General features: G+C 38.0%; 12 protein-coding genes. 2 read left to right on the forward strand and 10 right to left on the reverse strand.

The features are described 5' to 3' along the window. Window positions 1–95: 95 nt before the first annotated feature. Window positions 96–749, forward strand: coding sequence for a hypothetical protein (locus tag LCM02_RS13145; RefSeq protein WP_224930960.1), 654 nt, complete (start codon window positions 96–98; stop codon window positions 747–749). Between the two features lie 27 nt (window positions 750–776). Here the strand turns inward: LCM02_RS13145 and LCM02_RS13150 are convergent, their stop codons facing one another. The 10 genes from LCM02_RS13150 to LCM02_RS13195 all read right to left on the reverse strand — a co-directional run bounded on the left by LCM02_RS13150 (window position 777) and on the right by LCM02_RS13195 (window position 10,971). Continuing rightward, complete coding sequence (locus LCM02_RS13150; protein WP_224930963.1) at window positions 777–1,712, reverse strand: nucleoside hydrolase; 936 nt, start codon at window positions 1,710–1,712, stop codon at window positions 777–779. Between the two features lie 37 nt (window positions 1,713–1,749). After that, the gene (locus tag LCM02_RS13155) at window positions 1,750–2,439 is read right to left on the reverse strand and encodes a Rossmann-fold NAD(P)-binding domain-containing protein (protein WP_224930966.1); all 690 of its coding nucleotides are present in this window, start codon (window positions 2,437–2,439) and stop codon (window positions 1,750–1,752) included. A gap of 10 nt (window positions 2,440–2,449) precedes the next feature. Then, window positions 2,450–3,151, reverse strand: coding sequence for a DNA alkylation repair protein (locus LCM02_RS13160; protein WP_224930971.1), 702 nt, complete (start codon window positions 3,149–3,151; stop codon window positions 2,450–2,452). A gap of 102 nt (window positions 3,152–3,253) precedes the next feature. Beyond that, the gene (locus LCM02_RS13165) at window positions 3,254–4,228 is read right to left on the reverse strand and encodes a substrate-binding periplasmic protein (protein WP_224930974.1); all 975 of its coding nucleotides are present in this window, start codon (window positions 4,226–4,228) and stop codon (window positions 3,254–3,256) included. A 98-nt stretch (window positions 4,229–4,326) separates the two neighbouring features. After that, the gene (locus LCM02_RS13170; protein ID WP_224930977.1) at window positions 4,327–6,030 is read right to left on the reverse strand and encodes a GMC oxidoreductase; all 1,704 of its coding nucleotides are present in this window, start codon (window positions 6,028–6,030) and stop codon (window positions 4,327–4,329) included. Then, window positions 6,023–6,580 carry a gluconate 2-dehydrogenase subunit 3 family protein gene (locus tag LCM02_RS13175; RefSeq protein WP_224930980.1) on the reverse strand — a complete coding sequence of 186 codons (558 nt, stop codon included), beginning with the start codon at window positions 6,578–6,580 and terminating at the stop codon, window positions 6,023–6,025. The genes LCM02_RS13170 and LCM02_RS13175 overlap by 8 nt, the downstream gene beginning before the upstream one ends. 140 nt (window positions 6,581–6,720) lie before the next feature. After that, window positions 6,721–8,256, reverse strand: a complete 1,536-nt coding sequence (locus LCM02_RS13180; protein WP_224930983.1) for a hypothetical protein — start codon at window positions 8,254–8,256, stop codon at window positions 6,721–6,723. A 13-nt stretch (window positions 8,257–8,269) separates the two neighbouring features. Then, window positions 8,270–9,457: a DUF1624 domain-containing protein gene (locus tag LCM02_RS13185; RefSeq protein ID WP_224930986.1), complete on the reverse strand. Its 1,188-nt coding sequence runs from the start codon at window positions 9,455–9,457 to the stop codon at window positions 8,270–8,272. A 209-nt stretch (window positions 9,458–9,666) separates the two neighbouring features. Continuing rightward, window positions 9,667–10,434, reverse strand: a complete 768-nt coding sequence (locus LCM02_RS13190) for a hypothetical protein (protein WP_224930989.1) — start codon at window positions 10,432–10,434, stop codon at window positions 9,667–9,669. Window positions 10,435–10,464: 30 nt separating this feature from the next. Beyond that, window positions 10,465–10,971, reverse strand: a complete 507-nt coding sequence (locus LCM02_RS13195; protein ID WP_224930992.1) for an ester cyclase — start codon at window positions 10,969–10,971, stop codon at window positions 10,465–10,467. 250 nt (window positions 10,972–11,221) lie between these two features. Between LCM02_RS13195 and LCM02_RS13200 the strand changes: the two genes are divergently transcribed. Then, window positions 11,222–13,186 carry a histidine kinase dimerization/phosphoacceptor domain -containing protein gene (locus tag LCM02_RS13200; protein WP_224930995.1) on the forward strand — a complete coding sequence of 655 codons (1,965 nt, stop codon included), beginning with the start codon at window positions 11,222–11,224 and terminating at the stop codon, window positions 13,184–13,186. The last annotated feature ends 2 nt before the right edge of the window (window positions 13,187–13,188 follow it).

Below are 13,188 nucleotides of genomic sequence, written 5' to 3' on the forward strand. Positions count from 1 at the left end.
ATTTGAGAATGGATTTTAAGAAAGTCTTATGATTTAAAAGCGTATATTAATTCGTATTTTTGTTTAAAACATTGATTAATTTAAATAATAAAGACATGAAAAAAATAACATACCGGATAGCTTTCTTTAGTCTGATTATGGTCTTGATTAGTTGTGGTCCATCTGTATCGGTTACCGATTCATGGAAAGCTCCTGATATTGCAGATTCAAAATCTGACGATTTTGTGGTCATGGCTCGGGTTGATGACGTTGTAGGACGGCAAAGATTTGAACAGGAAATCGTAAAACAGCTGAAATCAAGGGGAGTAGATGCCGTTGAGAGTTATAAGAAGTATCCTGATCTAAACCTCAATATGCAAATGACTCCCGATCAGATCGATGAACTTGAGCGTAAATTCAGAAATGAAGGAATCAATGGGATTGTTCTTACGGTGATCAAAGATATGAAGACAGAGATCAATACAACCACTACCGGAGGTTATGCAGGTGGATATTATCCTTATTTTGGAGGGTATTACGGATCTTACTATTCCCCTTATGGTTATGGAGGGGCCTATATGCCTGCTTCCTCTCGAACATACCAATCTGATATTTATAAACTTGAAACGGTGGTTTTTGACCTTGACAGAAAGGGAGATCAAATGGTCGCTGTGATATCAGTAAACATTACCGATCCAAAATCGGCTTCGGAGGTAGCACCAAAATATGCTGAAAAAATAGCAGGGCAATTTGATGAAAGAAAAAAATAGATAGAAGGCCTCATTTGAGGCCTTTATTTATTGGTTTCGCTTGTTCAGGGTATTGTAAAAGTCCAGTAGTATATTTTCTTTATCGAAATTTTCCCATATGGTAATCACGCGCTGATTGCTTTCATTTTTCTTCCATACTTCTTTTTCCATATATAGCCCTTTTTCTTCATATGAGTGACCCCATTCAGGATTCTTGATTATGGCAGCAGCAGCCATGTCAAACAGTGATCTTGAGGGAGGGTTCCCGTAATAATCAATGTGCTCAAAAAGATCCATGGCATAATCTCCAAAGGTGTAAAATGTGCCTCCGTGCCTTCCTGTAATCCCTTCTGGATAACGAGGACCTCTGCCTGCGATATTTTTTCTTGCGTCATTTTTGGTTAGCTTGACAGCGTCTGTTCCTGTACTTTCTCCGTATCTGACCGTTACCATCTCAAAAAGTACTTTTGAGTTTAAGATGTAGTTCATTGATCCAATATCATTTTCCAAATTGTATTCTCCAGGCTGAGGGTAATTAGAACCCAGCCAGACCAGACGAATTTTGCTCATAATACCCGGGTCTTTTTTCAAGGCTAGTGCCACATTGGTAAGTTTTCCAATGGCAAGTAAGACTAGTTTTTGATCCTGAATTTTATTCGCCTCGGATATAATAAAGTCCACTGCCTTATTTCCGTCATGATCAGGTGTGTTTAATTTGGGACTGATCTTTTCAAAGTTTTGATCCGCTCCTTTTAATACAGGAATTTTACCGCCTGCACCACATAATTTAGCAACCCTGTGTGCCTCCTCAAAATGTTGATCAATATTTCCCCCATTGTAAGTTGCATTCACAGTGATTCCTTTTACATCAAATACTTCCTTGTTCAACAAGACATAGGCAATTGCATGCTGATCATCGATTTCATTATTGGCATCCGTATCGATAATAACAGGAAGGGTTTGTGAATGAGTAACATGTGTCATGGAAACCATTATAAAAAGGAGTAAAAAGGAAAGATATCTAATTTGGGTTTTCAATATTTTTTTGTGCAAGTTCATTAATGTCTTTATTTTCAAGAATTTTCTTTTGGTAATTTCCGGAAAGGGTATTGATCATGGCCAAACCCATATTGGTTGTATTTGTTGCCGTTGAAGGAAAATGTTTTAAGAGCAAATAAATGGGTTTAAAGATCAAATATAAAAGCGCATACCACTGAGTTTTTGATTTAATACCCCTTAAAGGTTGTATATATCCCGGACGGAACATATAAGCACTTTTAAAACCCATGTTTAGCAATCTGTTCTCTGTTCTTCCCTTCACCCTTGCCCACATGGAATTTCCTTTTTCCGTGCTGTCTGTGCCTGCTCCGCTTACGTAACAAAAAATTGCATTATCATTTTTGTTGTATAAATTTTGAGCAAAATTTATGGTTAAGTCGTAAGTTATTTTTGAATAGGTTTCCTCTGATTGCCCAAGGGAAGTAATTCCCAGGCAGAAAAAACAGGCATCGTATTCTTTCCAATGGTCCCTGAGGCTGGAAAGATCAAAAAAATCCGTAATCAGGACTTCTCTAACTTTTTTATGATGTATACCGGCAGTACTTCGGTTTACGATTAGGACCTGTTCAATTTTTTCGTGATCTATACACTCGAGCAATACCCCTTTACCCACCATTCCGGTGGTACCTGTAATTATAACTTTAAAACCCATGATACATGACTTAACACCTTGCCTGTTTTCTTTTTTTACCTACTGTACCTCTGTTTTCTACCTTCGCTATATATTCTGTCGCCAAGGGAACTTTACAAGAGGTCTCGCCCATATAAACGTCTACTTTTCCAATATTTTGGGCCACTCTTTTGGCTTTTTCTGAAAGTTCAGGCACATAACTTCCAACGGCTATAACAAATCCATTCATGGTGTATTTTACCCTGTTTTTTGCTTTATGGATTGTTTTGTTAACTTCATCCAGTAAGGAGGAATATGTATCAAGATCAAGTTCAGTATTAATACTTGCGAAATTTGATAATGTAGACCAGCCGGCTGAGGCAACAGACTCTTTGTCTGACCTGATCCATTCCAGCCCCAGATCAAAACCATGTTGACTTTCTGCTGCTACCCAGGCCACCGCGTATTCACTTAAAAAATACCAATAGGCGCTTTCTACCCATCTATTTAACTGCTCCTTTGTGATTTGCTTTTCGTCGGCCATCAGTCCTGCCAAATACATGGCATCTGAATTTCCTGTCTCATATAAGGCCAGTGATAATTCATGATTTTTTCTTGTTTTTTTCAATATTTTCTTGAGATCTCCGACTTTGACCCCAAAAATAGGTTCCTTGCCTCCATGAATCATATGCGTATTTTTGGTTCGCGGGTCAGCATAGGATTCCAATTCTTTCATTACATCTTTTAATTCCATGGGGTCTTTGGTTAAGGTTATTTTGCCAGCTTCCTCTAATTTAGCAAAAAAAAACCTGCCAACCCAAAAGGGTGGCAGGTTTAGATCAGATTGATTTACTTCTTAAAAATCCAAGCGAATATAAGTATCTTTTTCACTAGGGGTATTGTCTTCCACTAAATCAAGTTTATAACTTTTAGGGACCTTATCCCAGTCTTCATAAAGTTTGCCGTCTACATAATATCGTTGAGGTTCGTTATTCTGTTTATAACTGTTATCCATCATTAACCCATAAATGTTTTTTGGTGCCGAAGATCCTGCCATATTACTGCCCAGGACCAATTCCGTTTTACCGTCTCCGTCCACATCCGCTCTTACCCAATTTAATTCCAAAATCCTGTTGAAACTTTTATCTGTAGTCATAGCTTCAATCGTTTTATCAAAATCGTCAAGGATTTCCTGCGCATTTTTAACATTTTTCCCAAGAGCCAGATGAAGAGATTTTACCATTAATGGAGACTGACCGATTGCCAGATACTTTGTGACATCATTCAACTGATGCTTTAACATATATTGAATGAGAAGGGCGTCAACAAGCATATAATCGATCTTCTCTGAAAGAAGATTTTCAAGATTCTTTTGATTGCTCAGGTCTGGTATTATCTCAAGATTTTCACTGTTATCAAAATCACCGTATTCGTAATTACTGACAACACCTATTCTTTTTCCTTCGAGATCAGAAAAAGATTTTGCACTCACATCACTGCCCCTGCGTCCAACTAAAATAAGCTGGTTGTACAAATAAGGTTTGGAAAAAAGGTATTTTTCTTTTCTTGCCTCACTGATCCAGAGTCCCGGGCTCCCATCATATTCTCCATTATCTATTTTACTCAAAACCTGAGAAAATTCATCAATCTCAAAAGTTGAACTAATCTCCGATCTCGATAAAGCTTCGCTTACCAGGTCGGTTAAAATTGATTTTTCATTTTCAACATTTGTAAACAAAGGCCATACGTCCGCGCCAAGTTTTAATTCCTGTTTCTGACCATATGCAATATAAGTGAGCAACAAGCTTACAACCAAAAATATTTTTTTCATAGAGTTTGTTTTCAGCAAAACTAATGAATATTGAATTCAGTTGCAACAAGTGTAACTATTCTGATTTTTCTCATAAACTCTCTTCATATCAATGCGTATTAAGCCTTACTTTCCTTAATTGCATGGTCACATGCCCTGGCCGTAAGTGCCATGTAGGTCAGGGATGGATTCTGGGTTGAAGTTGAGGTCATACAGGCCCCGTCCGTCACATAAACATTTTTACATGCATGCAACTGGTTCCATTTGTTCAATAATGAAGTTTTTGGATCTTTACCCATTCTTACACCTCCCATTTCATGAATATCAAGGCCCGGAGCTTGTTTAGAATCCTGGGTTTTGATATTAGAGAATCCGGCCATTTCAAACATTTCAGTGAACTGTTCATGATAATCCTTTACCATTTTTTCATCATTCTCATCGTAATCCACATCGATTCTCAGTAATGGAATTCCCCAGTCGTCTGTTTTTGTAACATCCAGTTTTACGTGATTCGTTTCTTTTGGAATTGTTTCTCCCATCATATGGGAACGCATTTGCCAAACCCCGTATTTTGGATTCAGAAGGTTTTCTTTTAATTCTTCTCCAAAGCCGTTGTAATCGGTAATAATTTGTCGGCGAGCACTAAAACCGGCTGCATAACCTCTTAAGAAATCTGTTTCTTGCTTCTTGACATTTCTAAACCTGGGTAAATAGGAGGTAGTGGGTTCTCTTCCGGTAGTGTGCTTGTCAGAATATCCATCATACTCAGCGTAAATGGTGGCTCTGTAATTGTGAAAAGCGATGAATTTTCCCATAAGCCCATTATCATTACCTAATCCCTGAGGGAAACGACCTGAGGTTGAATTCAATAAAATCAGATTCGTGTTCAAAGCTCCTGCATTAACGAAAATAATGGAAGCATAATACTCTTTGTCTTCCTTAGTTGAGGAATCGATGACCCTAACACCCTTTGCCTTTTCTTTTTGATCATCATAAAGAATGGAATGAACCACAGAATTATGGATCATGGTGAGATTTCCTGTTTTCATGGCCCATGGCAGGGTACTTGAATTGCTGCTGAAATACCCCCCAAACGGACAACCGCGCTGACACAAATTTCGGTACTGACAAGTAGCTCTGCCCTGCTTTGCAAAAATGTCCCTTTGTTCCGTAATATGGGCACATCTGCCACTGATGACATATCTGTCTGAGTAATTCTTTTCAACCGAGGATTTAAAATGCTCTTCAATACAATTAAGCCCCATTCCGGGCAAGAACTCCCCGTCAGGCAAGATGTCCAAACCATCGTAATTACCCGCAATTCCCACAAACTTTTCCACATAACTGTACCAGGGAGCCAGATCCTTGTAACCTATGGGCCACTCAACTGCAAATCCATCTCGCCTTGGGCCGTCAAAATCATATTGACTCCAGCGCTGTGTCTGCCGGGCCCATAAGAGCGATTTCCCACCTGTTTGATACCCTTTGATCCAGTCAAAAGGTTTTTCCTGTATATATGGATGTTCCTTGTCCTTTGAAACAAAGTGTTCAGCATCTTCATTGAAAACATAACACCTGCTTGCAATGGGGTTTTCATCTCTCGTTTTCTGAGTAATGACACCCCTGTGTTTAAACTCCCAGGGATTTAGATTTGTGGTCGGATAATTCACATTGTGTTTTACTTCTTTTCCCCGCTCGATCACCAAAGTCTTCAATCCTTTCTCCGCGAACTCTTTTGCCGCCCATCCTCCGCTCATTCCGGATCCAATGACGATTACATCGTAGCTGTTTTCTTTTTCGTTGTCTAGATTTATATTAGCCATTAACGTTTATTCTTTTTTTGGGGTCGATGGTTTCGCAGACTCCGTATTTACCGGGTACCAGTGAATAAGGCATTACTTCAGTCATAATGAATTCGGATTGCATGAATCCAAAAATACACAGTTGCTTTAAAGTTTTTAAAAATGGACCAACCTTATCATTTTCATCAACCGGAGCGCTTTCTTCCAGTGATTGCATAATGGATGACCGTTCTTTTTCCGTCAGCTTATTAAAAAAAGAACCACTTTTCGTGGTAACTGCATCGTTAAAAGAATTTAGGCCCTTTAAAAATTCCTCCTGTCCTTCTTTTGAAAAACAATCGTCAAGCATGACCCAAACAAATTCATCAACTTTAAGCTCAAGGGCTCCAGGAATCTCTCCGTTTGGAATTATGGATGATGTGATATCCTTAAGTAAGTTTTCCTGTGAAGCACTAATTTTAAGATTGTTCAATGCAATCGTTGCCTTTTCTTTTGAAAACTCACAGGAAGGCAAAAGAACCAACCCTCCGGAGATGATTCCCAAATTCATAAGAGCTCTTCTTCTGTCCATAAAATGATACGACTTGTAATTAGACTTTGTTTTAACAATGACCCTCTTTTGTATTACTCAATTAAAATAAGTTAACAGTCAATGGTAAATATAAATAAATTATGCATCCCCAACCTTGTGGATTTTATGCACCATTTGATTTAAGTATTTTTTACGAGCTTCTCAGTACATCGTTCAATACCATTTACCGCTTTTAGCCTTTTAGGGGCTCGCGTGAAAGTTGCATTATACTGATCCAGGGCTTCGTCAGTTCTTGATTGAGAAAACAGCCAGTCGGCATATAATTCAGTTGTTGGTTTCTGAATAACCGGGGGCCCGTAACTATAGCTCAGGTCCTTTTCAATTTCGATCGATTTTTTCAGGTAGAATTCGGTCATTTCTGTGTCATCCTTCATCCAGGACTGAAAGGCCAAAAGTTGATGGAGCATGATCTCAGTTTCCAGAAGCATTGAAGGAGAAGTCTCATATCTGTTTGCGCCGGAACAAAATGGAGCGTCTTTGTAGGTCACAAGATAGCGTTCTTTGTCCAAATCTTTTTTAATGGCTGAGATAGCCTTCTCAAGGGAATTGGAATCCTTTTTTTTGAAAGCGGCCATTCCTTCAATAAAATTATATTGTGATCTGGTTGACACATTGAGATCGGAAATATTCACTGGAATTTTTGAAACCTCGCTGTTCCAGTCTTCACTTTCCACCAAGTAGGTTCCTTTTAAAAATACAAGATGTGACCTGTAGTATTTACTTGGGTTTTCTTCTACATAACCTTCGAGTTCCAGAACCATTTTTCTTGCTTCTTCAACTCTGTTTTGCTGCAGATAGCCATATTCAAGCCAATGAAATGCATGTAGTCCACGCCCCCTGGGGGCCAGATTCTTTTTTTTCATTCTATTCAGGCTGGCCTGATATGAATTTTCATTACTGCTGACAACTTTGTCCCACATCCCTAAAGCCACATAGATATGCGAGGGCATATGCAGTGCATGACTCGCATCAGGGGCCACTATTGAATAAGAATCAGCCGCAGAAAGAGCAAGATGTGCATGGCCCGGATCATCATATGAATGTATCAGATAATGGAGTGCCCCAGGATGATTTGGATTCTCTTTCAGGATTCCACTGACAATTTTTGCACCTTGACCATAGATCGATTCATCTCTCCCGTCAGAAACAGACCCAAGTAATGACAGGGCATAAAAAGCGGCTATTTCATGATTGTCAGGATATTTTTTGAATAAATCTGACATAAAATTGGCATAATTATCATCTCTTTGTGTTTTTAGGGAGTCGGATTCATAGAGAATGTGTACACTTTTGATTAGGTCCTTTTCCAGTTCATTCACTTGAACATTTTTTGCGACCAGGCTTAATTTTTCAAGTGCCGCTTTTCCATTTTCAAAATCCTGTTCGGTCCAAAGAGGATGATTATAAGTCATTGCTTCGCCCCAATAAGCCATGAGCATATTGGAGTCCTCTTGTTGTGCCTTGAGGAAAGCTTCCCTGGAATCACTGTACTCAAAACTGTGAAGCAATAACAATCCTTTTTCAAAATGAACAAGAGCCGCTTCATTGCCTGTTACTTCAATGTTTACAACTCCTAAATAATCTTTTGCCGTGTTTCGTTTATTTTCTGAACACGAGACCATGATCAGAAAGAGAATCAATAGTAAATTTCTCATAATTGTATTTATTTTACAGGTAGCTCAGCCACCACTTCTTAGGATTTCCCAGTTTATATCTCATATATTTATGACACAACGGATAAAGTATACCAACAATCAATACCCAAACCAAATATACAACACCTAGTGAATAACCATAATTCACCATTTTATTCGTTGTAAACGATGCCTGATCAAAAATCATTAGTTTCCAGTCTTTTCCTAAGGCAATCAAAGTCAATAAGGCGGCAGTATGTATCAAAAACACATGCAATACGTAGTAAAAAAAAGGTACCCTTCCAAATACAACCAGAACGTCTGTTATTTTAGATTTTAAGTTTTCGATGAGAGATAACACCAAAAAAGTGGGTCCGATTGTTATTAGAATATACAGCAAAGACGGAGGATATTTATTGACGTTCATAAATGAGAACCACGTAAACAAAAAGTTCTTTTGTTTATGCCATGGTTCAGGGTCGCCGTAAACATTGATAAATCGAATGAGAAGAAATAAGGTAATTGTAGATATCCCAAGGAATATCAGATACCTTTTCCTTATCACAGGGTCAAATCCTTTTCGATACAGGAACCCAAAATTATAGCCCAGTGCCATTACTCCTATCCAGGGAAGAACGGGGTAAAAGAACCCGATCATCCTGCTCTCTCCCACGGGAAGAAACTGCTGTTGATGAAAAATATACCATAGAATCGAGGTAAAGCTATATCCCGAAGTACTGATGGAATCTAAAGAATTATGCCCAAAAACGATGACAAGAGCCAAGATCAGAAGCCATTTATAAGGCAAATAGATCAGTACTGATAAAAAAATCATGCACAAACCAATGGCCCAGATTACCTGAAGGTTGATAAAGCTGTATTCAGGGTCAAACCACCATAAAAAATTCATGATTACAATTTCTACAAAAATCAACCAAAGCCCTCTGGTGAACAGAAACCTGGATAATTGTTTTTTACTTCTGCTTTGTCCGTATAGACTTGCGGAGGTTCCGGTGAGAAAAACAAATACCGGTGCACAGAAGTGTGTTATATAACGAGTTAGAAATAAAAGGGGAGTAGTCGTTTCCAGATCCAAAGGGTCCGACACGATCGCACCAAGATGAAAATAATCTCGAACATGGTCGAGAGCCATAAGTACCATCACCAGCCCTCTCAGAATATCAATGGATTCAATTCTGGAGGATTTAAGTTTTTTAATCATAAAGAAGAATGGATTACAAAGAGGTTTTGAATTACAACGAAGATATTAATATTTAAAAATTATTGAATCTGAATTAACTCATCAGGTCATATCAAAAAGAGCAGGACATCTATTCTGAACCCTTTCCCCTTTATGAAATATTCAAAATAGATGTACCTGCAGTTAACTAAAGGTTAAACCGAAAATTCAATCCTTTACAATACTTTGGTTTAGTCTGCTGGCCAGTATGCCAGATCAGCGCGCATCCATCCTCTCTTCTGATCTGTCTTCCAGGTATGTTTACTCAATTCTTTTAACAGAGGGCCGAAATCATCTTTCATGATTTCCCAGTTTTCATCGCCCAATTGTGCACCACCTGCTTCATTTTCAGCAGCAATGGCAATCATGTAGTAAGTTCCCATAACTCCAAATCCTGTTTTGTAAACACGATAATGCATTTTTGAATTGTGCTTTTCAAATGCGCCCTTTATCTTTTTCAGAGATTCTACAAATCCTTTGTCGTTTTCGGGAGTCACGTAATTGTAATATAAGGTGCGGTAATTTTGTCCTTCTACAGTCTGGCTTACACCACCAGGCATGTATGAAAGCTCTTTGTTGAGGAAAACAATGTAGTCACCGTGTTCGTCATAGGTAGCATTGTATCGCTCAAAAAGGGCCGATACTTTGTCTTTTCCCATTTTTTCTGACAAGGAGGCAAATCCATCAATATCAAGGTCTGCCATTTTATCAACCGGGGTCACATACAGATAAGAATTGTCATTCAGAGACATGGCAAGCCATTTTGTTTCTGTTACCTTATGTTCTTTACAAGCAGCAACCAGATCCTTGGAAATTTGTTCATATTCATCGGTCATTCCAGGTTTTACTCGGTCTTCATGAATCCAATAAGCCTGATAGTTTTTTGTTTCCTGAGAAGATAACAACAAAGGCATACAGATCATTATAGCTGTGAGAACTGAAAGTTTAAATTGTTTCATTTTTTTGGTTTTAGGTTAATATTTAGAGTTTTAATCAATTTTTGGTTCATTAAGTTCGTATCCAAGTTGCTGAAGCAGCGATAGTTCATTGTAATAAATGGTTTCATGGATGATTTTTCCGTTTTCATCGAAATCAATTCGGGACAAACCATTGACATCCACTTTTTTTCCTGTAACTCCTAAGTCTCCGTAGGGACCAGTATTAGTTCCTTTAATGTTAAAATCAATCAAGACCATTTCTTCTGAGGCCTTGATATGATCAATGGTCAAATGAAGGTCCGGAAAAGCAATGAACAAATTATGAATATTGGCTGCGAGTTCTGAGTTGTCTGAAGCCATATCAATATTATTAACATTGCGCACAAAATTTGAGGAGAAAAACTTATTCAGACTGTCAACATCCTTGTTGTTCCAAATTATTTCAACATAAGATTCTGCCCTCCTTAGATTTTCTTTTTCCATTTTTTCTTTTTCCTTGAGATCTGTGCAACAGCCAAACATCAAAAATAAAAACAGTATGCTGATCGATTTTGGCATATGAGTATTTTTTGAAGAAAGTATGAATCTAAGTTTAGATAAAATTAGATTGGTTTTGGTCTAAATAAAAGTGATGTAGGACTAATGAGTAGTATTCTTGTTCGAAGCATCTGTTTTTTTTATCGAGCGACTTTGATAAAAATTTGTAACTTTCTACAACAAAGAGTTTCTTTTCTCCAAATTTAGAAAACAGTATCATGGATTTATAACATCTTGTTAATTGGGAGAATTTGAGATTAAATTCCTAGACATGAACCAACGGTTTTTTACATTTAAATTAATGGTTATTGTTTTGATTTGCCTTGGTAAATCCGTTATGGCACAGGATTTTATAGATCCTGAATCCTCCGATCCTTATAAAAGAGTCTTTGTTGATACTGATAATTTCGGATTCTCTTATCTTGATGATTTGGAACAAAATTATGACAGGTTACAGCAAGATAGCTTGAAATTTGCTGCCCTGAATGATCTGGCTTATTACTGGCATACCAGAGATCTCGCCAAATCACTGGAGCTCTCCCGTTATGGAGTAGAACTTGCAAGAAAAAAAAATGATTTCCTGTGGGAAGGAAGATTTCAAATTTCGGAAGGAGCTGCTCTACTTAGAATGGAAGAACTGGAATCAGCCGAGCAGGTCCTGATCGAGGCTCTTTCAAAAGTAAAGAAACCGGATCTTCCCCATTTGTTCACTCAATTGGGATATGTTTATGAAAGATTATCCAAAATTGACAGGGCCGCCGAGTATGCCTTAAAAGTGAGAAATCTTGGTTATGAACTCAACGATAAAAAAGCAATTGCCCAATCTTATAGTGACTTGAGCAATCTTTACTGGAAATATGGGGATTATCAAATTGGATTGACCTATGCCCTTACTTCAATACGTTTATTTGAGGAGCGTAACCTTAATGACATGGATTATGATTTCACCTTATATGTTTTGGGAAATAATCTAATGAGTCTGGAGAGACATGAAGAGGCCCTTATTCACTTTAAACACGCTATATCAATTGGCGAACGTTATGGATTTTATAACAATCTGAGCGATATTTATATTTCCCTGGTTGATTTATATACGGAAACCAATAGATATCAGGAAGCTGAAAAAGCAGGAGAGGAAGCTGTTAGATATGCAAATTTAATTGATAATGATTTTTTATTGATGCGCAGTTGGCTGGCCATAGGCAGGTTGAGACTTTATCAGGGTAGGTACAGTGAGGCTATTGAAACGTTGAACCAGTCACTTCAGGTGGCTACGGAGGAGTTTGGAGACAAGTTCTATTTATATCAGGTTTATGAAAGATTAAGCAAAGCCTATGCAAAGAGCCATAAATATAAGGAGGCACATTTCAATTTGGCCATTTACGATTCTTTAAAAAAAGAAGTATTCCTGGAAAACAGTCAGCAGCGTATGATTTTGGCCAGTACAGAAACGAATATAGAAGAAAAGGATAGTACGATACGAGGTATGGAGGAAAGAATAAAAAGGCAAAGTTCGTCACAGACCCTTATTTCTATTATTGCCGGACTTTTACTTGTTCTGTTGCTTGTTTTATATGTTACTTACGGCAACAACAAAAAGAAGAATAAATTGCTCGAAAAACAAAATGAGGAAAAGGAGTCCCTTCTAAAGGAAATTCACCATCGGGTTAAGAATAATCTGGGTATTGTTTCCAGTTTACTGGATCTTCAGGCTGAAAAAATAAAGGACCCTAAGATTATTCAGGCCATTGAAGAAAGTCGTAACAGGGTTTATTCCATGAGCATGATTCATCAGAATCTATATCAGGGTGAAAACCTGACTTCTATCGGAATGAGGGAATATCTTATCGATTTAAGTAAACATATTTCTGACTCATTCGGTGCGGAAGGCAGAATTGCTTATAACTATGATCTGGAAGATATGGAGCTTGATGTGGATTCAGCCATTCCCATGGGTTTAATCGCTAACGAACTATTGACCAATGCCTATAAACATGCCTTCCCTGAGGATGGAAAGGGTTTTATAAATCTGGTTTGCAAACGTATCTCTGATGATCGAATTCTTCTTGAAATTGAAGATAACGGTATCGGATTGGTTGAGTTTGACCAGGAGGATAAAAACGGAAGGGGGTTTGGAACTGAGTTAATCGAATTACTTATTCTTCAGCTTGATGGTTCTATCATGACTATGAGTGGAAATGGTACAAGGGTAAGAATGGAATTTGCCTTGGATTAAGG

Origin of the sequence: Lutimonas saemankumensis (genome assembly GCF_020171465.1) — a bacterium.
GTDB classification, from domain to species: domain Bacteria; phylum Bacteroidota; class Bacteroidia; order Flavobacteriales; family Flavobacteriaceae; genus Lutimonas; species Lutimonas saemankumensis.

Coding starts and splice junctions, on each gene's coding strand:
- LCM02_RS13145 (WP_224930960.1), top strand. CDS start 96: ATGAAAAAAATAACATACCGGATAGCTTTCTTTAGTCTGATTATGGTC.
- LCM02_RS13150 (WP_224930963.1), bottom strand. CDS start 1,712: ATGACACATGTTACTCATTCACAAACCCTTCCTGTTATTATCGATACG.
- LCM02_RS13155 (WP_224930966.1), bottom strand. CDS start 2,439: ATGGGTTTTAAAGTTATAATTACAGGTACCACCGGAATGGTGGGTAAA.
- LCM02_RS13160 (WP_224930971.1), bottom strand. CDS start 3,151: ATGGAATTAAAAGATGTAATGAAAGAATTGGAATCCTATGCTGACCCG.
- LCM02_RS13165 (WP_224930974.1), bottom strand. CDS start 4,228: ATGAAAAAAATATTTTTGGTTGTAAGCTTGTTGCTCACTTATATTGCA.
- LCM02_RS13170 (WP_224930977.1), bottom strand. CDS start 6,030: ATGGCTAATATAAATCTAGACAACGAAAAAGAAAACAGCTACGATGTA.
- LCM02_RS13175 (WP_224930980.1), bottom strand. CDS start 6,580: ATGGACAGAAGAAGAGCTCTTATGAATTTGGGAATCATCTCCGGAGGG.
- LCM02_RS13180 (WP_224930983.1), bottom strand. CDS start 8,256: ATGAGAAATTTACTATTGATTCTCTTTCTGATCATGGTCTCGTGTTCA.
- LCM02_RS13185 (WP_224930986.1), bottom strand. CDS start 9,457: ATGATTAAAAAACTTAAATCCTCCAGAATTGAATCCATTGATATTCTG.
- LCM02_RS13190 (WP_224930989.1), bottom strand. CDS start 10,434: ATGAAACAATTTAAACTTTCAGTTCTCACAGCTATAATGATCTGTATG.
- LCM02_RS13195 (WP_224930992.1), bottom strand. CDS start 10,971: ATGCCAAAATCGATCAGCATACTGTTTTTATTTTTGATGTTTGGCTGT.
- LCM02_RS13200 (WP_224930995.1), top strand. CDS start 11,222: ATGAACCAACGGTTTTTTACATTTAAATTAATGGTTATTGTTTTGATT.